Genomic DNA, 20614 nt, shown 5'->3' with positions numbered 1-20614 from the left:
CGCACTCACTTGAGCCCCGTAAAGGCGATCCCGCGCACGATCTGCCGCTGGAAGACCAGGAACACCACGACCGGCGGGATGATCGTGATCAACATGCCCGCGATCAGCAGGCTCTGGTCCGAGGTGTCCGCGAGTCGCGGCAGCGCCACCGCCAGCGGCTGCTTGTCCGAGTCGGTGATGGCGATCATCGGCCAGAGGAAGTCCTTCCAGGCGTTCATCACCGCCAACAGCGACACCACGGCCAGGATCGGCCGGGACATGGGCAGCACGATACGGGTGAGGACTCGCCACGGACCGGCGCCGTCCAGGCGTGCCGCCTCCAGGAGTTCCTTCGGAATACCGTCGAAGAACTGCTTCATCAGCAGCACGTTGAAGGCGTGCGCACCGGCCGGCAACCAGACCGCCATCGGCGTGTTCGCGATCGAGGTGCCGGTCGGCGGCAGGTCCTGGATGGTCAGGTAGAGCGAGACCATCGACACCGTGCCCGGCAGGAACAGCGTGGCCAGCACGGCGGCGTAGACGTACTTCCCGTAGAACGGCCGCAGCACGGACAACGCGTAGGCGCCGGTCACCGCGACGAACAACTGCACGAACCACGAACCACCCACCAGGACCACGGTGTTCATCAGATAGCGGCCGAGGTCCAGGCTCGTCCACGCGGTCGAGATGTTCGACCACCGCGCATCCTCGGGCCACAGCGCCAGCGGGTGCCGCAGCGATTCCTGGGTGGAGGAGATCGAACCCTTGAACACCCAGTAGATCGGCCCCGCGCCCTCGATCACCAGCGCCGCGATCAGCAGGAACTGCGTGGTGCCCAGGCCGATCCGGGTGAGCGGGCGGCGGCGCTCCGCCTCGGACATCACGCCCCGGGTTCCGGTACTCATTTCGTCCCCCACGTGCGGGTGAGCCGCAGATAGATCGCCGACAGGACCGCGAGCACCGCGGCCAGGCTCACGCTCAGCGCGGCGGCGCTGCCGTAGTCGCCGCTGACGAACGCGTAGCGGTAGATGAGCAGCAGCACGGTGACCGTGGAGTCCTCCGGGCCGCCGTCGGTGAGCACGAACGGCTCGGTGAACACCTGGAAGGTGTTGATCACCTGGAGCAGCATCATGATCAGCAGGATCGAGCGCATGTGCGGCAACGTGACGTGCCACAACCGGCGCCGGATCGAGGCCCCGTCCAGTTCGGCGGCCTCGTACAACTCGGTCGGCACACTCGCGAGCGCGGCCAGATAGATCAGCACCGCGCCACCCGCGCCCGCCCAGGTCGCCTCCACCACCAGGCTCGTCATCGCGGTGTCGGCGGATTGCAACCATGGGTACGGGCCGAGCCCGACCTTGCCGAGCACCTCGTTGAACAATCCCGTGTCCGGGTCGTAGAACCACTTCCACATCAGCACCGCGACCACCGGCGGCACCGCCACCGGCAGGTAGACCAGCACCCGCATCAGGGCGCCGCCGCGCCGTAGTTCGGACATCAGCACGGCCAGGAACAGCGGCAGCGGGAAGCCGATCAGCAGTGCCAGACCGGTGAACACCACGGTGTTCCACACCGCTTTGGCGAGCAGCGGATCGTCCAGCAGGGTCTGGTAGTTCTGGAAGCCGACCCAGGTCGCCGGCTCGACCAGGTTGGTCTGCTGGAAGCTCAGCAGCAGGCTGCGGACGATCGGCCACCAGGAGAACAGACCGAACACCAGCACGGTCGGCAGCAGGAACAACGCCGGCAGCAGGTGCCGGGAGCCGCCGCGCAGCCGGTTCGCGGTGAGCGCACGCTTCCCGGCCGGCGCGGGGGCGACGACGGGCGGTGCCTCCCGGGGAATGGTCGGCGTGCTCACGACGCGACCTCGACGGGCCGCCGGTCCGGGCCGATCGGGGCCCCTGCGCCGATCACGGTGCCTGCGCCTTCTCGAAGGCCGGTCCCAGCCGGTCGGTGGCCTTGGTCAACTCCTCGCGCGGGTCGGCGTCCTTGCGGGTCAACACGGCCTGTACCACCGTGTCCAGCGCCCCGTACAACTCCTGTGCGGCGACCGGCGGTTCGACCTGGTAGTCCAGTTTGCCCACGCCGTTGACGTACGGCGCGAAGTTCGCCGCCGGGATGTTGGCGTGCTTGTTGATCGCCGTGTTGACCGGGTCGGAGACCGCGGCGGAGTAGAACGGGAGGGTGGGCAGGCCGACCGCGAGCTTGTCCGCGGCCTGGGCGAGCGCGAGTTCCTCGGCGGCGGCCGGGTCGTAGGAGGGCTTGAGGTAGAAGTAGTCGATCCACTTGACCGCCGCGGATCGTTGCGCCGGGGTGGCCTTGGCGCTGACCACGGCCATCATGCCGCCGAGCAGGGTGGACCGGCCGGGGTTCTGCTGCGGGAGCGCGGCCATGCCGAAGTCGGCGGGCTTGCCGGAGTACTGGGTGATGTAGCGGTTGTAGCTGTTGACCGTGCTGATCATCATGCCGATCTTGCCCGCGGCGAAGTCGCGTTCGGCGTCCTGCTGGGTACGCAGGTGGTTGTTGCCCATCGAGTCGTCCTGCCAGCGCATCGCGGCCAGTTGCCGGAGCGCGTTCTCGGCCGGGCCGTCGAGCAGGGACGGCGCGTACTTGTCGCCGACCTTCTTCTCCATCGAGCCGCCGTAGGCGTACGTCATCGCGGTCAGGATCCAGCCGCCGGTGTTCTTGACCGTCATCTGGGTGTAGCCGGTGGCGCCGGTGGCGGAGATCTTCTTGGCGGCGGCCCGCACCTCGTCCCACGTGGCGGGCGGCTTGTCCGGGTCCAGGCCGGCCTTGGTGAACAGGTCGCGGTTGTAGACCAGGCCGAGCGCGTACTCGGTGATCGGCAGCCCGTAGACCTTGCCGTCGGCGGCGGTGGCCGGGGCCAGTGCGCGCGGGTCCAGGTCGGCCGAGTGCGGCAGGCCCTTGACCTCGGTGCTCAGGTCGATGATCTGCTTGCGGGCGATCAGACCCGGCGGTTCGGTCAGCGGCACGGTCAGCACCGTCTCGGCGTTGCCGCCGGCCAGTCGGGCGGCGAAGGTGCGCGCGTCCCACTGGGTGTCGGTCGGCTTGAGCTTGATGTTCGGGTTGGCCTTCTCGAACGCCGCGACCGCGTCCAGGAATTGTTGCCGCGTCTTCGGGGCCGTGGTCGCGGGCATGCCGGCGACGGTGATCGTGGTCTTGCCGGCGGAGCCGGCGCCGCCCGAACCGCCGGACTTGCCGGACGAACAGCCGGCCGTGCCGGCGACGAGGGCGAGCGCGAGCGCCCCGGCCCCTGCCACCGCCCGACGGCGCCGACGCCGGTGCGTGCTGACCGGGACTGACTCGGCCACGGGTACCTCCCTGGATCCTGATGCTGCGGCCCGGATGAGCTTCCGGAGTGGGTGCCGTTCCGGGCGCCGATGCGCTTCCGGAGGCGATGAGGTCGTATCTAATTCGCATTAGGAGGATGTGTCAAGAGGGTTGTCGGCAGGTTGCGCGAACCGGCGAATCAGACATACGGCGGCCTTGACTCGGGTCGGCGATCGGAGTACACATTCGCTCTAATCCGCATTAGGTGAACCCCGTCGCTCGGGAAAGGCATCCTCATGTCCACCCACCGCACGCCCGACGAGCACACTCCGGAGCACGCAGGCGACCACGCAGTCGACCACCAGGCCGGTGCCGGGGTCGAGGCTCGGATCGAGGACCGGCCCGGCGACCACCGCGGCGCCGGCACCGGCCTGCATCGACGCGGCTTCCTCGCCGGGGCGGTCGCGGTCGGCGCGGTCGGCGCGACGTTGTCCGGGACCGCCTTCGCGGCCGGCCAGGCGGCGCCGGTGACCGTGTCCGCGCCGGGCATCAGCCTGACCGCGGGCGCCGACGGCTACGTCTCGGTCCGCGACGGCGCCGGTGTCGAACGGGTCCGGCTGACCAGATTCATGGCCAAGGACACCGTCGTCGGCATCCAACAGAGCACCGGCGGCACCCCGTCGTCGATCACGCTCGCGGACGGCAGACCGGCGATCCAGGTCGAGTACACGCTGCCCGCCGCCGCGAACGGGATCACCGTCCGGGGCATCTTCGACGTCACCCCGCACCGGGCGCACCTGCGCTGGGAGGTGGGCGGCTCGACCACGCTGACCCCGGCCGGCTTCATGTTCGGACGGACGGTACTCGCGCCCACCGCGCCGGAGGCGTTCGTCGCGCTGACCACGTGGAACCGGGACGCGGGCGGCGGCATCCCGTACGAGAGCAACGCCGGCGTGGTCTACCGGGAGACCTGGGCCGACACGAACGCGTACTTCCGGCTCGCCGGCACCACCCCGGCCTGGACCAACGCCACCTGGATCCACGCCCCCGGCACCGCGAGCACCGGCGGCGCGGTGACCGAGGCCGACCTGGTGCTCGGCTCGATGCGGCCCGCGGCGGCCGGCACCACCGGGGCGGGCCGACCGCTGGGCGTCGAGGTGTGGACCGACCGACCGTTCTCGCTGTGGGACCAGGGCGGCGTGCCGATGCCGCTGCACGCCGAGGTCGCCAACGGCGGCAATACCGAGCGGGCGGTGCGACTGTCCTGGTGGGCGCGCGACTTCGACGGGCGGGTGCTGGGCAGCGGCGCGGTCACCGGCACGATCGCGGCGGGCGCCACGTGGGCGCAGACCTTCACCGTCACCTCGCCGGCGCAGGGCATCGTGTTCACCGAGGTGAGCGCGACCTCCGGGACGGACGAGGCGTTCGCCCGGACCAACCTCGCGGTGCTGCCCCCGTTCACCTACCGGGCGAGCGCCGCCGACAGCATGTTCGGCATCGCCAACTATCCGTGGCTGCTCCAACCGGACACCCCGGCCGTGCTGGAACTGATGCAGCGGCTGGGCATCAGGCGGGTGCGGATCTCCTACGACGGCGGCCCGGGCCTGCCGCCGGCCACGCTGGACGCGGCCGGCATCGCGCACAACATCGAACTGGCCGGCATCCCACTCGGCGGCACCACCGCCCAGGTCGCCGCGTGGGCGGACACCAACACGGCCAAGGCGATCGGCGCCGGCGCGGACTGGTTCGAGGTGGCGAACGAGATCAACAAGCCGTGGATGAGCGGACAGACCGCGTCCGCCTACGTCCGCGACGGCCTGCACCCGGTCCGCGATCGGCTGACGGCGGCCGGAGCGCAGACCAGGGTGCTCAATGCCGGACTGGCCGGGATGGACCACGTCTGGACCAAGAACTTCCGCGACGCGGGCGGCTGGAGCCTGATCGACGGCTTCGCCTTCCACCCCGGCCGAGGCAACTTCACCCCCGACTACGCGCCGGCGCCCGCCGACTGGACGATGGGCGATCACGGCACGTACTGGAACTTCCTCGGCGGCCTGCGCAAGGCGCGCGAGGTGATCGCCGAGTACGGGCCCAAGGAGTTGTGGCTGACCGAGGCATACGCGTGCACCAAGCCGAACAGCTGGTGGCACGACACCTACCGGCATGCCGCCGAGAACGTCCTGCTGACCCTGGCGCTGGCCAAGGCCGAGGGGGTGCGCTGCGTGAACTGGTACCAGTTGCACGACAGCGTGCTGGGCAAGCCGCAACTGGCCGACCCGGTCAACTCCGAGTACCACTACGGCCTGATGCACCGCGACCTCGGCGCCAAGCCGTCGGCGCTGGCCTATGCGACGGCGGCCCGGGTGCTGGACCGGGCGGTGTTCGTCCGCCGATTCACGCTGGCCGACCCGGACCTGCACGGCCTGCTGTTCTCCTCGCCGGAGGGGCCGATCTCGATCCTGTGGAGCCGCAAGGACGGCTACGTGCTCAACCCCGACCACCCGACCGACTCGGGCTGGTTCGCCGCGCCCGAGCCGTGGGTGGACGGGTGGCGCACCAAGACGACGGTGACGGTGGCGGCCGGTGCGACCACTGCGACGGCGGCACGGCCGGGTCGCCACGCCTCGGCAACGGTCCGCGAGGTGGACTGCATCGGGCGCGAGCGGCTGTTGACGCCGGTGCGTGGGCGGGTGTCGGTGCGGTTGGACGGGGCGCCGCGGATCTATTACGGGTTGACGGACACGCCGGAGGCGGGCTGCTGATGGTGGATGGGTGTCGGTGCGGTTGGACGGAACGCCGCGGATCTACTACGGGTTGACGGACACGCCGGAGGCGGGTTGCCGATGGTGAGTGGGTATCGGGGGGCGGCGGCGTGCGGGGCGCCGTCCTTCGATGCCCGGCCCCGCGCTCGTCGGGCCGAACGGGTGCGGCATCCTTGCCGGCACGGCGGTGGGGCTCCGGGAGACGGGTGCGACATCCTTACCGTCACGGCGGTGGGGGCTCCGGGAGACGGGGCCGATCCCGCGCTCGCCGGGAGGAGATCGGAACAGGTGATGTGGCGACCGTGGATGCTCGACGCGCCGCCCGGGGCGGGCAGCGCGGAGGGACGACGACGCTACGAACTGGCAAAGCTCGGCGATGCGCTGATCACCGTGCGTCGACCCGCCGGCGATCCGTGGCGACAGGTGGCGGCGGGGCTGGCCGACGAGTCGATCGAGGTCGCCCGCGCGGCGGCGGCGATTTTCGCCGAGGGCGGTGTCGAGGTTCGCCCGTACGCCGACGACCTGCTGCGCCTCCTCGACCGGCCGGAGAGCCTGCACCCGACGTCGGATTTCGTCCAACACACGTTGCTGACCCTGGCCCGGCTGGGCGACGACCGTGCGTTGCCCCTGTTGTGCAGGCACGTTGCGGCCGGTGCGCCGAGTTCCCTGCGTTTGCCCGACAAGCCGACCCTGGCCGGCCTCGCGCCCGAAGGGCTGCTGCCCACGATCCGGGAGTGGCTGCGCACGAATCCCGACGCGCGGGTCAACCCGATGTTGCTCACCACGTTGGCCGACTGGGGGGCCGCCGCCGAGCCGGCCGTACCCGAGTTGGCGGCCCTTCTGGACACACCGTACGCGCTCACCGCGTGCGAGATCCTCGGCCGCATCGGCCCCGCCGTCGTGCCGGTCGACGACCTGCTCGCCGATCTCGCCCTGGGCCGGCGCCGCGCCCGACCCCCCTGGCACGGCACCCAGATCGCCGCGTGGGCACACTGGCGAGTCACCGAGGACCCCGAGCTCGCGCTGACCGTACTCGGCGGCGCGCTGCGTTCGCCGCGGCAGGCGCCGCTACTGCGCCGCCTGGCGGACCTGGGCCCGATCGCGAGCGCGTACGCCGACGACGTACGGCATCTGTTCGACCACGCCGGCGACTGGACCCGCCTGACGGCCGCACACGCGTGGTGGCGGATCACCGGCGACCCGGAGCCGGCACTGCCGGAACTCCTGCGGGCGCTGGCCCCGGTGCGCTCCGGCAGGGCAACGGAGCACACCCTGATCGTCGTTCGCCTCCTGGGCGACATCGGCCCACCGGCCCGAAAGGCCGCGGACACGCTCCGCACGATCGTGGCGAACGAGCGACGGGTCGGCGGAAGCATCCTCGCCGACGAGGAACTGTGCCGGGCAACCGGCGCCGCGCTCACGGCGATCGAGCGCTGAACACGACGACCGGACCGGATGGGGCGGCGGCGGACTCGGAGCCGCCGCCCCGGCTGGTGGGTGGATCAGTTGTAAATCAGCGTCGGAGCAAGCGGGGTGCGGGTGACGCAGTACCAGCTCGGCCACGATCCGGACGGGAACAGCACGCGCAGGCTCCAGTTGCTCGGCGAAGGCGGTGCGCCGGTGAGCACCGCATTCAACGGTTGGCCGGGCGAGATGGTGCCGCTGACCTTGGGAATCGCACCGAGATTGAGCACGGGCGAGGATGCCGGATAGGGCGGATTGATCGCACCGTCGTAGACCACGCCGCCACCGGGCCCGTTGAAGAGCACGGTGGTGTTGATCGAGTTGGCGGGGAAGCCGACGGGCACCGGTCGGGCGATGCTCACCTTGAGCAGGCCGCCACCGGTGGAGTAGGTCACCTTGGCGGTGAACGCACCGCCCCTGGTGTCCACACAGTTGTACGGGGAGGTCGACGGCCCGCCGGCAGAGGCGGTACCGACGAACGTGGTCAGGGCGGCGAGCGCCCCGGCACTGGCGAGTGCAGCGAACTTTGCGCGCTTGGACATACCTGTCTCCCGGGTTTCTGGGCTGGACCCGAACCGTGCGGAGGAGCAGAAGTACACAAGAACACCGGATGCAACAACACCCGTCCCACACACCCAGTACAACAACCCACCCTTACCCCGACAACGGCCCCGGCCCGGATGGCGCGAATTGGCAAGTCGGCGGGGGCGGGGATAAGGGGTGGGGCTTGGGTCGCGGGGGCGGGCGGGCTTGGGTCGCGAGCGAAGCGAGTGGGTTGACGACGGTCGCAGGCGACGCAACGTCGGGGGCGCTGACGCGCCGGGGCGCGGCGTCGTTCGGCGGCTGGGGGAAAGCCCGAGACGTAGCCGCAGCCGACTCGCCCGGTCCCGCGCAGCCACGATGCAGGCTGCGAGGCCGGATCAGGTCGCGCCGGTGCCGCTGATCCGCAGCCTTCGAGCTCGACGCAACAGGTGGAGCGGGTGGGGAAACAACCCGACCCAACCAAGACGCGACCACAGCCCACGTCCAGGAACCCCGGGCCGCCCCCGACCCACGCCGGGCAACAAGACGCGCGCAGCCCCCAGCCCCCTCAAGGCCCTGCGGCCTCGAGCTTGGCACCGGCGGCCGTGGCCAAGAGTTCCTCCGCGTGTGCGCGGCCGAGTTCGGAGTCTTCCAGGCCGGCCAGCATCCGGGAGAGCTCTCGGACTCGGGCCGCGTCGTCGAGGGTGACCACGCCGGAGCGGGTGACCGAGCCGTCGCTGGACTTCTCCACCACCAGGTGACGATCGGCGAAGGCGGCGACCTGGGGCAGGTGGGTGACCACGATGACCTGCGCGACCCGCGCCAAGCGGGCCAACCGGCGGCCGACCTCGACCGCCGCCTTGCCGCCGACACCCTGGTCGACCTCGTCGAAGACGAACGTGGGCACCGGATCGGCCCCCGCGAAGACCACCTCGACCGCGAGCATCACCCGCGAGAGCTCACCACCGGAGGCGCCCTTGGCCAGCGGGCGCGGCGGCGCGCCCGGGTGCGGGGACAGTTGCAGCTCGACCTCGTCCACGCCCATCGAGCCGTACGCCAGGACCCGATCGCCCACCGGCAGCCCGTCCGGGTCGTCCACGCCGGAGATCGCCACGCCCACACGCGCATACGGCATCGCCAGCGCGCTCAGCTCACCGGTGACCGCCGCCGCGAACCGCTCCGCCGCCGCGTGCCGCGCCGCCGACACCTCGCTCGCCAGCGTCGCCAACTCGCCTCGCAGCGCGTCCCGTTCGGCGGTCAGCTCCTCGGTGCGGTCGTCGTCGCCGTCCAACTCGGCCAACCGCGCGGCCGAGCGCTCGGCCCAGGCCAACACCTCGTCGATGGATTCGCCGTACTTGCGGGTCAACCCGGACAGCGCCGCCCGCCGCTCCTCCGCCGCCGCGAGCCGGACCGGGTCCGCATCCACGCCGGCCGCATAGGACGCCAGCTCGCCCGCCACGTCGGACACCAGATACCCGACCTCGCCGAGCCGATCCGCCAACGCCGCGAGCGCCGGATCGTGCGCGCGCACCGCCTCCACCGCCCGATGCGCGGCGCCCAGCAGCGTCGAGGCGTCCACCGCGTCCGTACCGGTCTCCGGGTCGCCCAACAGCGCCTCGTGCGCCGTGGTCGCCGCAGTGCGCAGCGCGTCGGCGTGGCCCAGCCGCAGCGTCTCCGCGGCGAGTTCGGCGTCCTCGCCCGGCTGCGGCACGACCTGCTCGATCTCGGTCAGGCCGAACCGCAACAGGTCGGCCTCCTGCGCACGTTCGCGCGCCCTGGTGGTGATCTCGGTCAGTTCCGCGCTCACCTCGCGCAGCCGTCGATAGACCCCGCCGTACGCCTTCAGCGGCACCGACACGGCCTCACCGGCGTACCGGTCGAGCGCGCCGCGCTGCCGGGCCGGACGCAGCAGCCGCTGCTGGTCGGTCTGGCCGTGCACCGCGATCAGGTCGTCGGCCAGGTCGGTCAGCAACCCGATCGGCGCGCTCCGCCCGCCCACGTGCGCCCGCGAGCGGCCCTCGGCCGAGACGGTCCGCGCCAGCAGCAGCTCGCCGTCGTCCACCTCGGCGCCCGCCTCGGCCGCCCGACGACCCGCGGGCGAGTCCGCCGGCACGCTGAGCCGACCCTCCACCAGGGCCTTCCCCGTCCCGTTGCGCACCAGCCCGGCATCGGCTCGGCCACCGAACAGCAAACCCAGTCCGGTCACCACCATCGTCTTGCCGGCGCCGGTCTCGCCCGTGACCACGGTGAAGCCCGGCGCGAGCTCGACTACGGCGTCTTCGATGACACCCAGACCCTGTATCCGCATCTCTTCGAGCACGGGACGACACTACGAGGTCGTGGGGACTCCGCGCGAAGAACGCAGTTCAACGGCGTGTGTTCAACACACCGACAGACGACCGTACAGCCCGCCCGAGGGCCTCACCGGTGCCCGCGCCACCCCTTCACGGGCAACGCGAACTTGGCCACCAGTCGATCCGTGAACGGCGCCCGATGCAGCCGCGCCAACCGCACCGGCTGGGTCCCGCGCCGCACCTCCACCCGCGCGCCCGCAGGCAGATGTACGGTCCGCCGGCCGTCGCACCACAACGCGCCGGGCGGCGTCTCGGGCGCGAGTTCGAGCGCGAGCACCGAGTTCGGCGAGACCACCACCGGACGCGCGAACAGCGCGTGCGCGCTGATCGGCACCATGATCAGCGCCTCCACCTCCGGCCACACGATCGGTCCGCCGCCGGAGAACGCGTACGCGGTCGAGCCGGTCGGCGTCGCGCACACCACCCCGTCACAGCCCCAGCGGGACAGCGGCCGGCCGTCCACCTCGGCGACCAGTTCGAGCATGCGCTCGCGCGAGGCCTTCTCGATCGCGGCCTCGTTCAACGCCCAGTTGGTGTGCGCGATCTCGCCGTTGACCCGAACCACCACGTCGAGCGTCATCCGCTCCTCGACGTCGTAGTCGCGCGCCACGACCCGCTCCACCACGTCGTTGAGGTCCTCGCGCTCGGCCTCGGCCAGGAAGCCGACCCGCCCCAGATTGACCCCGAGCATCGGCACCGCCGCGTCGCGTACCAACTCCGCGCCCCGCAGCAGCGTGCCGTCGCCGCCGAGCACGATCGCCAACTCGCACCCCTTGGCCGCGTCGGGCTCCACCGACACCACGACCGCGCCCGGCAGCGCCAGGTCGTCCGCCTCGTGTTCGAGCACCCGCACGCCCAGGCCGGCCGCGATCAGCCGCTCCACCACCAGCCGTGCGCTGCGCAGGGCCGCAGGTCGGCCGGTGTGCGTCACCACCAGTACCGTGCGATCGCTCATGCCCGTATCCCCTCGTCCGCACCGCATCGACCGCAGCCGTACCCGTATGCCGTGACGCTATCGTGCACGCCGCTCACCGAGGCCCCTCGGCGACCGCCCGATCGACATCCGCCGGGTCCAGGTCCGGCGCACCGGCCCGCATCCACAGGAAGTACTCGACGTTGCCCGAGGGCCCCGGCAACGGCGACGCGGTCACCCCGAGCACACCCAGACCCGTCTTCGCGGCCTGCTCCGCCACCGTGCGCACCGCCTCGGCCCGCAATGCCGGGTCACGCACCACCCCGCCCGCGCCCAGCCGCTCGCGTCCGACCTCGAACTGCGGCTTGACCATCATCACCAGGTCCGCGTCCGGCGCCGAACAGCGCACCAGCGCGGGCAGCACCAGGCCGAGCGAGATGAAGGACAGGTCACCCACCACGAGGTCGGCCGCCGGCCCCACCTGATCCGGCGTCAACTCACGCACGTTGGTCCGGTCCCGTACCGTCACCCGGTCGTCGCTGCGCAGCGCCCAGGCCAATTGCCCGTACCCGACGTCCACCGCGACCACGTGCGCCGCACCCGCGCGCAACAGCACGTCGGTGAAGCCGCCGGTGGAGGCGCCCGCGTCGATACAGCGCCGCCCCTCGACGGTGAGGCCCTGCGGGGTGAACGCGGCGAGCGCCCCCGCGAGCTTGTGCCCGCCGCGCGAGACGTAGTCCGGATCGCCCTCGTCGGCCGCGACCACCACGGCCGCGCCCGCGTCGACCTGGGTGGCGGCCTTGGTCGCGGTCTGGCCGCCCACCGTCACCCGTCCGGCCGCGATCAATTCGCTCGCGTGGTCCCGGGAGCGAGCGAGTCCCCTGCGCACCAGCTCGGCGTCGAGCCTGCGTCGTGCCACCGGTCGTGCCTGCCGTTCCTTGGTTGTGCGGATTGGTTGTGCGGATTGTCGTGCCGAAGTTTGTGCTGCGGGTTGCGCGGTAGGTTGCCGAGGTTGTGTGGGACCGGACCGAGCCGGATCGAGCCGAGCCGCGCCGGGCCGGTGGGTTCGCGCCCGGAGCTTGCGCCGCGCGTCGGTACGCCTGGCACTTGCCCGCCCGGTACCGGCCCGCTCTGCACTTGCCCGTCTCGCCCCGAGGGGCGTGGAGCGCGGACCTAGTGGTCCAGTTCCGCCAGGGTGTCCCGCAATCCTCGGTGCACATCCTCGTACACCGACCCGTGCGCCTCGGTGGGCAGGTCACCCACACGGCTCAGAGTCGCAAGTACCGCGTCTACATGAGGATCACCGGAAGGCGCGGGCGGTTCCACGTCGAGCGGTCCGATCACGGCAACCGCCGAAGGCACGCCGACCCGGTCGGGAGCATCGCCGTCCGCGCTCGGCGCCGGATCCGCGACCGCGTGCCCGCCCGCGTCCTCGCTCACGACTGATCGTCCGCGTCGGCGGCCGGCGCGGCGGGCTTGCTGCGGATCGTCTTCTTGGCCGGCGTGGTCTTCTTCGCGGCGGCGGTGCCGTTCGTCTTGCGCGCGGTCTTGCGCGGGCCGGCCGCCGGCGTCGACGCCGCGGCGGACTCGGCGGGGCGGGCGGCCGAGGTCTTCTTCGCGGCGGCCTTCTTCGCGGCCGGCGACTTCGCGACGAGCGGCTTGTCGACGGGAGCGGCCGGAGCGGCCGGGGGCCGGGCGACGGGTGTGGCCGATGCCGCGGCGGGACCCGCCGCCGGGCGCGGCGTGCGCGGCGTGGACGCGCGGGCCAGCCGGTGCTCCAGGTCGGTCACCCGGCTCTTCAGCCGCGCGATCTCCTCCTCGGCCTTGATCAGGTCCTTGGCCCACGGCTTCGACCGGGACAACGCCTTGTCGACCTCGCCGCGCACCACACCCACGAGCAGGTCCCGGTTCGCCTTGCCGGTCTCGTACAACTCCTCGGCCACCTGCTGCACGTACTGCGGCAACGCCTGGGCCTGATCGGGCACCTGCTCCAGGTCCAGGCCACTGCGCTCGACCAGGACCTTGGCCACCTCGGTGACCCGTTGCCGGGTCATCTCGGTCAAGCCACTGGCGATCTGAAGGTAACTGCGAACGACATCTCGCATAAACGGCACCTGCCTTCCTGCTCCGGCTGCCCGTACGCGTGCCTGTGCGGCGATACGAACGGCGATGATCGGTCTGCTCCGACGCTACCCTCTCGACCGGCGCAGGACCGGAAGCAACGACATGCCGTCCCCGCCCAACCCGCGACGGGCGACCGGCACCGGCATCGCCGGCCCGTCGGTGGGGTACGGTCGCCAACCGGATCCCATGGAAGGAACGCCGCGCATGGCCACCGTCGAAGAGTGCCGCAAGGCCCTCCAGGAACTGTCCGCCAAAATGGGCCGCGCCGAGGGCGACACCCGCAAGGCCGTGCAACTCGACCGCAGTCTGAGCTGCCGGGTCACCGACCTGGACGTCACCTTCTCCGGACGACTGCGCGACGGTGCGCTGCACGACATCGACACCGAACCGCGCAGCGACAAGGCGCAGATCCGACTCACCACGACCGGCGACGACCTGATCGCCCTCGTCGCCGGCGACCTGAACTTCGCCACCGCGTGGGCCAAGGGCCGGATCAAGCTGGACGCCTCGTTCAAGGACCTGCTGGTGCTGCGCAAACTGCTCTGAGCAGGGCTGCTTTGCGCAGGATTGCTTCGAGCGAGGCTGCTTTGCACACGGTGGCGTGCGCGCGCTGTTGGCTGCGCGCGTCGAGCAGGCTGCTTCGATTCGGCCGCACGCCCGTTCGGGCCTCCCGCGCCCGTGCCGCGTCCACGCCGCTACCAGCCCAGGTGCGCCGCCACGCCCGCCGTGTCCACCGGCTCGTCCGTCGCCCAGGCCGCCGCACACGCCGCGCGCAGCCCGTCGATGCGCGCACCCGAGCCCCGGACCGCCAACGCTCCCTCGGTCACCCGCGCCGACCAGCCACCGCACACCCACGCGTCGCCCTCCGGCCGGGCCGTCACCGGCGCGGCCAACAACGCCCGCAGGTCCTCCGCCACGAACGTCGGTCGTTGCCCGGCGCGGGCCGCGAGCAACCCGTCGGGCGTGGTCACCCCGGTGAGCACCAACAGGCTGTCCACACCCCCGTTGCACGCGCCCTCGATGTCGGTGTCCAGCCGATCGCCCACCACCAGCGGCCGACGCGCGCCGGTACGCAGGATCGTCTCCCGGTGCAGCGGCAACTCGGGCTTGCCCGCGATCACCGGCTCGGCCTTCGTCGCCGCCCGCACCACGCCCACGAGCGCACCGTTGCCCGGCGCGATCCCACGCTCGGTCGGAATGGTCAGGTCCGCGTTCGAGGCCACCCAGAACACCCCGCGGGCCACCGCGTACGACGCCTCCGTCAGCGCCTGCCACCCCACATCGGCCGCGAACCCCTGTACCACCGCCGCCGGTTCCTCGTCCGCCGACCGCACCGGCCGCAGCCCGTGCTCGCGCAGCGCGACCTCCAGGCCCTCACCGCCGACCACCAACACCGCCGCGCCCTCGGGCACCCGCTCCGCCACCACCCGCGCCGCGGCCTGCGCCGAGGTCACCACGTCCTCCGGCTCCGCCGAGATACCCAGCTCGACCAGGTGTTCGGCCACCGCCTTGGGCGGACGCGACGCGTTGTTCGTGACGTACGCCAGCCCCATCCCCCGCCGGCGCGCCTCGGTCAACACCGAAACCGCGTGCGGAACGGCCCGCGCACCGGTGTACACGACACCGTCCAGGTCGAGCAGCGCGACGTCGTACGCCCGCGCCAACTCCCCCGCATCCGCAGCCCCGTCCGCACCGCCCGTCGCGGCCGACACGGATGACGCGGACGCCGATTCCGCCGCGGTGTGCGATGCCGCCACGCCCGTCGGTTCCGCTGCGCCTGCCGATGCGCCTGCCGAGGTCTGCTTGCTCACGCGTCGTCGCTCCTGTCGTCCATGTCCCCACCGTCCTTGCCGATCGTCCCGTATGCGCCGGCCCGCGCGCGCAACGTGGCCCGCGCCTGGACCAGTGCCGTCCGGTAGTGCTTGGTCTCCGGCCGCATCGCCACCGCGAGCGCCAGATGCTCCACCGCGGTCTCGAAGTCGCCGAGCCGCGAGGCGGACAGTCCCCAGCCGAACTGGGCGTAGTCGTCCGCCGGATCCGATTCGGCCACAGCGCGAAAGTGCCGCAGCGCCTCGTCGTGTCTGCCCGAGTCGAACCACGCCCGCGCCAACGCCTCACGCACACTGCGCGACTCCGGCGCCGCATCCGCCGCCCGCGCCAGCAACTGCGCGGCGGCGGCCGGATTACCCGACGCGAGCAACTGCACCCCGCGTCGGTACCAGTCGTACACATCGCCCGTGGGCGCACCGTTCATCCCGTCGGCTCCCTGAGCCATCGCCATGATGCCCTCCCGCACCTCGACCACGCGCCGGTCACCAAAATCCGGCAACCGCCGACATCGGATGTCCTGATCTTGCCCGGGCTCGGGCCCGTAACATTCGGCCATGGACGACGCAGTGCCGAACGGGCTGGATCTGGCCCCCTTCCGTGGGCTCCGCTACGACCCGGAACGCGTCGGGGACGTCGCGTCGGTGACCTCGCCACCGTACGACGTGGTCGAGCCCGGCGGCGTGCCCGTGCTGGAGGACTCCGATCCACACAACATCGTGCGGCTGGTCCTCCCGCGCAGCGCGGTACACGCGGGCAGCACCCTGCGCACCTGGTTGGCCGAGGGCGTGCTGCGCCCCGACCCGCTGCCCTCCTTGTACGTATACGAACAGCGCGATCACAACTCGATCCAGCGCGGTCTGATCGGCGCGATGTCGCTCGACTCCGCCGTCATGCCGCACGAGGACGTGATGGCCGGCCCGGTCGCCGACCGGGCGACGCTGATGAGCGAGTTGTCGGCCAACCCCGAGCCGATCCTGCTCGTGTACACGGGCGGCGGGCGCGCCTCGGACGTGGTCGAACAGACCACCCACCAGCCGCCCCTGGTCGGCCTGCGCACCCCGGACGGCATACGTCACCGGTTGTGGGGGGTCACCGATCGGCACGCGCTGGCCAAGATCCGCGAGGACCTCGCCGATCGCAAGGCCCTGATCGCCGACGGCCACCACCGCTGGGCCGCATACGCGCGGATGCGCGAGCGCGCCCACGCGGACGGCCGCGGCGAAGGGCCGTGGGACCGCGGCCTGGTCCTGCTCGTGGACACGGTGCGACACCCGCTGCGGGTCGGCGCGATCCACCGCGTACTGCCGAACCTGCGCCCGGCCGACGCGCTGAACGCGCTGGCCACCTACGGCGACGCGGGCGCCGGCGCGTTCCTGGCCCGCCCCCTCGACGGCACGCTGCCCGCCGCCCTGTGGGCACTGGACCAGACCGTCGGCCCGGCCTTCCTGCTCGCCGGCGACCGCCGCTTCCACCTGCTCACCGGCCCCGACCCGGACCTGCTCGACCTCGCGATCCGCGCCGACCGCCCACCCACCTGGCGCTGCCTCGACGCCACCGTCCTGCACGCGGCCCTGCTCGACCGCGTCTGGCACGTCCCCGACAACTGGGACAACATCACCTACGTACACGACGCCACCGCCGCCGTCCGCCAGGCCCACCACACCGGCGGCACCGCAATCCTCCTCCGCCCGACGGACGAACGAGTAGTCCGAGAACTGGCCGAACAAGACATCCGCATGCCCCGAAAATCCACCTCCTTCGGCCCGAAGCCGGCCACCGGCCTGGTCCTGCGAAGCCTGGACTTGGACGAGTAGCGCGATGGGGTCGGGAGGGGGGCGGGGCGGCGGGGCTGGGGCGTGAGGGGGCGGGCGGGGTCGGGAGGGGGTGCGCCCTGACCGGCCTGGGTCGTGAGCGGAGCTAGGGGGTGGGGGGCTTTCGGCGATGCAGCGTTGCTTTTTGTTGGGCGCCTTCGGCGCCGGCTCGCGAGGCACCACTTTTTTGTTCCGTCGCAGGCTCCTCCACAAAAAAGTGGCCCCTCGCTCGTGACTTCGTGTCCCTGCGCTTCGCTCCGGGCCACGAAGTCTTTGTTTTGCGGCTCCGCCGCTCTCCGCGCTGCGCGCGTCGATCGCGCGGCTTGCCTGTCTCGGGGGCGCTGACGCGCCGGGCCGTAGCCGCGTTCGGCGGCGTGGGGAAGGCCAAGCCGTTCCCGCAGCCGAGACCCGGATCGCGGTCGGCCACGGGCGTGGCCGCGGGGCCGGAGCCGGCCGCCCCGGTGCCCGTAGAACCGCGGCCTCCGCGCCAAAGGCAACGGGTGGAGCGGGCAGGAAACCTTCTGCGGCCCGTGGGCAAAACGCGAGGAGGGCCCGGCACGGATGTGCCGGGCCCTCCCCGTGTCCGCCGCGCGGGCGAATCAGTCCTTCGCGTCCCCGACCGGCTCGTCACCCTCGACGACATCGGCGGCGGCAACCTCGGCCTCGTCGTCCGCGTCGTCGAGCTCAGCCGACTCCGTCTCCGAACCCGCGTCCGACTCCTCGACGTAGTCCTCGTCGTCCTCCGCGTCCGGGTCGAGCGCGTCCGTGAAGTCCAGGCCGTCGAGTTCCGCGACCCGCTCGGCCGCACCCGTCTCGCCCGTCGTGTCCGCCTCGGCGGCCCGACCGAACCAGTCGCGCGCCTCGTCGTCCCGGCCCACGGCCGCCAACGCGTCGGCATAAGCGAACCGCAGTCGCGCCACCCAGGGGTTGGTCGACGCCGAGTTCAGCTCCGGCACCTGCAACGTGACCACGGCCGCGTCGAGCTGGTCCAGGTCGCGACGCGCACCGGCCGCGACGATCCGCAGCTCGATCTGCGCGGCCTTGTCCAGTTCCTTGACCTCGTCCGCACCCGCCATCTGCAACGCCCGCTCCGGACGGCCCAGCCCGCGCTCGCAGTCGGCCATCACGGCCCAGTGCTCGCTCGAACCGGTCATCCGCCGAGCCGCACGCAGCTCGGACAGCGCCTCCGCATACGCACCGGCCATGTAGGCGGCGATCCCCGCCGCCTCCCGCACCGCGGCAACGCGTGACGCGAGCCGCAGCGCGACCTTGGCGTACTTGTAGGCCAGCTCCGGGTCCTCGTCGACCGTACGGCCGATCATCACCAGGTTGCGCGCGACCTCGTCCGCGAGGGTCTTGGGCAGCCCACGCAGCTCCTGGCGCGCTTCCGCACCGAGCTCCTCGGCCTGCACGTCCTCGGGGATGAACATCCGCTCGACCGGCACATAACCGGGCTCGTCCCGACGATCGAACGACGGACGCGACCCACCGCGGTCGTCCCGGTTCCCATACGACGGACGGCTGTTGCCCCGGTCCCGATCCCCGTACGAGGCACGCCCACCACGGTCGTCCCGGCTGAACGAGGACCGCGAACCCCCACGGTCGCCGTACGACGGACGCGACCCACCACGATCGTCCCGAGCGGGCCGGTCGGAACGCTCCGGCCGATCCGACCGGAACGGCGGACGCGACCCACCGCGATCGTCCCGAGCAGGCCGCTCCGAACGCTCCGGACGGTCCGAACGATAAGGCGTGCGCGAACCACCCGCACCGCCCCGATCGCCCCGATCGTCCCGGGTGCCGAACGACGGACGCGACCCACCGCGCTCGTCCCGACCACCACTCGCCGGACGACCCGAACCCCGGTCGTCCCGACGCGGCGCCGGACGACGCTCGTGGAACGGCTGCCGCGCGCCGGGCTGACCGTTGTAGGTCGGCCGGCTGCTGGCGCCGTCCCGGTGGTCACGATCCCCGAACTCCCGCTCCTCACGAGCAGGCCGGTCCGAACGCTCGGGCCGATCCGCACGGTACGGCGCACGCGACGCACCGGCACCACCACGGTCGTCACGATTGAACGAGGGACGACGATCCCCACCGCGGTCGTCCCGGTTGAACGCAGGACGCGAACCACCGCGGTCGTCCCGATTGAACGACGGACGCCCGCTACCACCACGGTCGTCGCGCGCCGGCCGATCCGAACGAGACGGCAGACGCCCACCGGCACCACCCCGGTCGTCCCGGTTCCCGAACGAGGGACGCGAGCCACCGCGGTCGTCACGACCGGGCCGCTCCGAACGCTCCGGACGGTCCGAGCGATACGGCGGACGCGAGCCCCCACCGGAACGATCGTCCCGGTTGAACGACGGACGACGTTCCCCACCGCGCTCCTCGCGGAACCCGGGCCGGTCGTCACGACCGGCCGGAGGGCGACGATCCCCGCCGCGGTCGTCCCGGTTGAACGCAGGACGCGAGCCACCACGGTCGTCACGGTTGCCGTACGACGGGCGTCCACCACGGTCGTCACGGTTGAAGGGGGGACGCGAACCGCCGTCGCGGTCCTCGCGGTTCGGCCGCGAGATCGCGTGATCACCGCGCGCCCCGTAAGAGGTACGCGACTGGCCGCGGTCACGCTCGGGAGCATCCGACCGGAAGCCCGGACGCGAGTCCCCGCGGTCGTCCCGAGCAGGCCGGTCCGAACGCTCGGGCCGGTCGGAACGGTACGGCGGACGCGAGCCACCACCGGAACGGTCGTCACGATTGAAAGAGGGACGCGAAGCGCCACCCCGATCATCCCGACCACCCGACTGCGGACGTCCGGCGCCGCGGTCGTCCCGGTTGAACGCAGGACGCGAGCCACCCCGGTCGTCACGGTTGCCGTACGAGGGACGCGAAGCGCCGCGGTCGTCACGACCGGGCCGGTCCGAACGCTCGGGCCGGTCCGATCGGTACGGCGGACGCGAGCCACCACCGGAACGATCATCACGATTGAAAGAGGGACGCGAAGCGCCACCGCGGTCGTCCCGACCACCGGATTGCGGCCGTCCACCGGACTGGGGGCGACCTGCGCCCGCACCACGGTTGCCACCGCGGTCGTCACGGTTGAACGGCGGACGCGAACCGCCGCGGTCGTCCCGGCCGCCCTGATCACGACCACCGGAAGCCGGACGGCCACCACGATCGTCACGGTTGAACGGCCGGCGATCACCGCCGCCACCGCCCCCCGAGTACTGCGATCCACCGGGACGGCGACTCGGCCGTCCCTCGGAGGGGGGATTGGACATGGGATTTGCTCCTCGTGATCGTCGTACGGGTACGCAGTCGCCTGTGGCTCGACCACCATTGTCCCGTATGACGAACGAAGTCGGCGCACCCGACAGTGGCCATGAACCTCTGCGAACAGGGGTCGCCACAGTAAATAAATCCGGATAAAAAAATAAGGGGCCCCACCGGGGTGGGGCCCCTTACTCACGTTGATTCCGGCGGCGTCCTACTCTCCCACACCCCTTCGAGTGCAGTACCATCGGCGCTGGAGAGCTTAGCTTCCGGGTTCGGAATGAGACCGGGCGT

General features: G+C 71.9%; 16 protein-coding genes and 1 rRNA gene. 4 read left to right on the top strand and 13 right to left on the bottom strand.

Annotated features, from left to right (window positions below; all coding sequences use genetic code 11):
* Nucleotides 1–5 precede the first annotated feature (5 nt).
* From ACH4U8_RS45510 to ACH4U8_RS45500, 3 genes are read right to left on the bottom strand one after another with little or no spacing between them, the layout of a single operon-like run.
* Entirely contained in the window at nucleotides 6–884 is an 879-nt protein-coding gene (locus tag ACH4U8_RS45510) for a carbohydrate ABC transporter permease (protein ID WP_360318777.1), read from the bottom strand.
* Nucleotides 881–1834, bottom strand: a complete 954-nt coding sequence (locus ACH4U8_RS45505; protein ID WP_395784575.1) for a carbohydrate ABC transporter permease — start codon at nucleotides 1832–1834, stop codon at nucleotides 881–883. The genes ACH4U8_RS45510 and ACH4U8_RS45505 overlap by 4 nt, the downstream gene beginning before the upstream one ends.
* A gap of 52 nt (nucleotides 1835–1886) precedes the next feature.
* Entirely contained in the window at nucleotides 1887–3308 is a 1422-nt protein-coding gene (locus ACH4U8_RS45500) for an extracellular solute-binding protein (RefSeq protein WP_395784573.1), read from the bottom strand.
* 255 nt (nucleotides 3309–3563) lie between these two features.
* On the opposite strand from ACH4U8_RS45500, the gene ACH4U8_RS45495 reads away from it, so the two are divergent.
* Both ACH4U8_RS45495 and ACH4U8_RS45490 read left to right on the top strand, forming a co-directional pair.
* Complete coding sequence (locus tag ACH4U8_RS45495) at nucleotides 3564–6029, top strand: hypothetical protein (protein WP_395784571.1); 2466 nt, start codon at nucleotides 3564–3566, stop codon at nucleotides 6027–6029.
* A 288-nt stretch (nucleotides 6030–6317) separates the two neighbouring features.
* On the top strand, nucleotides 6318–7466 hold the full coding sequence (locus tag ACH4U8_RS45490; protein ID WP_395784569.1) for a hypothetical protein: 1149 nt from the start codon (nucleotides 6318–6320) through the stop codon (nucleotides 7464–7466).
* Between the two features lie 65 nt (nucleotides 7467–7531).
* Here ACH4U8_RS45490 and ACH4U8_RS45485 read toward each other — a convergent pair whose 3' ends face one another.
* The 6 genes from ACH4U8_RS45485 to ACH4U8_RS45460 all read right to left on the bottom strand — a co-directional run bounded on the left by ACH4U8_RS45485 (nucleotide 7532) and on the right by ACH4U8_RS45460 (nucleotide 13345).
* A complete protein-coding gene (locus ACH4U8_RS45485; protein ID WP_360318790.1) occupies nucleotides 7532–8035 on the bottom strand; it encodes a hypothetical protein in 504 nt (167 codons plus the stop codon).
* A gap of 548 nt (nucleotides 8036–8583) precedes the next feature.
* A complete protein-coding gene (recN, locus tag ACH4U8_RS45480) occupies nucleotides 8584–10323 on the bottom strand; it encodes a DNA repair protein RecN (protein ID WP_360318818.1) in 1740 nt (579 codons plus the stop codon).
* A 113-nt stretch (nucleotides 10324–10436) separates the two neighbouring features.
* Nucleotides 10437–11324: an NAD kinase gene (locus ACH4U8_RS45475; protein WP_360318793.1), complete on the bottom strand. Its 888-nt coding sequence runs from the start codon at nucleotides 11322–11324 to the stop codon at nucleotides 10437–10439.
* A gap of 73 nt (nucleotides 11325–11397) precedes the next feature.
* Nucleotides 11398–12201: a TlyA family RNA methyltransferase gene (locus ACH4U8_RS45470; protein WP_395784567.1), complete on the bottom strand. Its 804-nt coding sequence runs from the start codon at nucleotides 12199–12201 to the stop codon at nucleotides 11398–11400.
* Between the two features lie 254 nt (nucleotides 12202–12455).
* On the bottom strand, nucleotides 12456–12722 hold the full coding sequence (locus tag ACH4U8_RS45465) for a hypothetical protein (RefSeq protein ID WP_360318798.1): 267 nt from the start codon (nucleotides 12720–12722) through the stop codon (nucleotides 12456–12458).
* Nucleotides 12719–13345: a hypothetical protein gene (locus ACH4U8_RS45460; RefSeq protein ID WP_380017745.1), complete on the bottom strand. Its 627-nt coding sequence runs from the start codon at nucleotides 13343–13345 to the stop codon at nucleotides 12719–12721. Before ACH4U8_RS45460 ends, ACH4U8_RS45465 begins: the two co-directional genes overlap by 4 nt.
* A 265-nt stretch (nucleotides 13346–13610) precedes the next feature.
* On the opposite strand from ACH4U8_RS45460, the gene ACH4U8_RS45455 reads away from it, so the two are divergent.
* Entirely contained in the window at nucleotides 13611–13952 is a 342-nt protein-coding gene (locus tag ACH4U8_RS45455) for an alkyl sulfatase C-terminal domain-containing protein (RefSeq protein ID WP_360318804.1), read from the top strand.
* Between the two features lie 149 nt (nucleotides 13953–14101).
* On the opposite strand, the gene ACH4U8_RS45450 is transcribed toward ACH4U8_RS45455, so the two are convergent.
* Nucleotides 14102–15118, bottom strand: coding sequence for an HAD-IIA family hydrolase (locus tag ACH4U8_RS45450; protein ID WP_395784565.1), 1017 nt, complete (start codon nucleotides 15116–15118; stop codon nucleotides 14102–14104).
* A 95-nt stretch (nucleotides 15119–15213) separates the two neighbouring features.
* Nucleotides 15214–15711 carry a tetratricopeptide repeat protein gene (locus ACH4U8_RS45445; RefSeq protein WP_379988903.1) on the bottom strand — a complete coding sequence of 166 codons (498 nt, stop codon included), beginning with the start codon at nucleotides 15709–15711 and terminating at the stop codon, nucleotides 15214–15216.
* A gap of 79 nt (nucleotides 15712–15790) precedes the next feature.
* Between ACH4U8_RS45445 and ACH4U8_RS45440 the strand changes: the two genes are divergently transcribed.
* Nucleotides 15791–17050: a DUF1015 domain-containing protein gene (locus ACH4U8_RS45440; RefSeq protein WP_360318810.1), complete on the top strand. Its 1260-nt coding sequence runs from the start codon at nucleotides 15791–15793 to the stop codon at nucleotides 17048–17050.
* Nucleotides 17051–17646: 596 nt separating this feature from the next.
* Here ACH4U8_RS45440 and ACH4U8_RS45435 read toward each other — a convergent pair.
* Together ACH4U8_RS45435 and rrf are read right to left on the bottom strand one after the other, a co-directional pair.
* Nucleotides 17647–18477: a hypothetical protein gene (locus ACH4U8_RS45435; protein ID WP_395784563.1), complete on the bottom strand. Its 831-nt coding sequence runs from the start codon at nucleotides 18475–18477 to the stop codon at nucleotides 17647–17649.
* 2044 nt (nucleotides 18478–20521) lie between these two features.
* Nucleotides 20522–20614 (bottom strand): 5S ribosomal RNA (gene rrf / locus ACH4U8_RS45430); the annotation flags it as partial.

It is taken from the genome of Embleya sp. NPDC020886 (assembly GCF_044333915.1).
In the GTDB taxonomy this organism is placed as follows: domain Bacteria; phylum Actinomycetota; class Actinomycetes; order Streptomycetales; family Streptomycetaceae; genus Embleya.
The sequence above is the reverse complement of the archived record's forward strand: the minus strand, read 5'-3'. Positions and strand labels throughout refer to the sequence as shown.

Bases quoted from the DNA above. Each gene is read 5' to 3' on its own strand.
- ACH4U8_RS45485 (WP_360318790.1), bottom strand. From the start codon at position 8,035: ATGTCCAAGCGCGCAAAGTTCGCTGCACTCGCCAGTGCCGGGGCGCTC.
- ACH4U8_RS45475 (WP_360318793.1), bottom strand. From the start codon at position 11,324: ATGAGCGATCGCACGGTACTGGTGGTGACGCACACCGGCCGACCTGCG.
- ACH4U8_RS45435 (WP_395784563.1), bottom strand. From the start codon at position 18,477: ATGTTCATCCCCGAGGACGTGCAGGCCGAGGAGCTCGGTGCGGAAGCG.
- ACH4U8_RS45495 (WP_395784571.1), top strand. From the start codon at position 3,564: ATGTCCACCCACCGCACGCCCGACGAGCACACTCCGGAGCACGCAGGC.
- ACH4U8_RS45440 (WP_360318810.1), top strand. From the start codon at position 15,791: ATGGACGACGCAGTGCCGAACGGGCTGGATCTGGCCCCCTTCCGTGGG.
- ACH4U8_RS45510 (WP_360318777.1), bottom strand. From the start codon at position 884: ATGAGTACCGGAACCCGGGGCGTGATGTCCGAGGCGGAGCGCCGCCGC.
- ACH4U8_RS45455 (WP_360318804.1), top strand. From the start codon at position 13,611: ATGGCCACCGTCGAAGAGTGCCGCAAGGCCCTCCAGGAACTGTCCGCC.
- recN (WP_360318818.1), bottom strand. From the start codon at position 10,323: ATGCGGATACAGGGTCTGGGTGTCATCGAAGACGCCGTAGTCGAGCTC.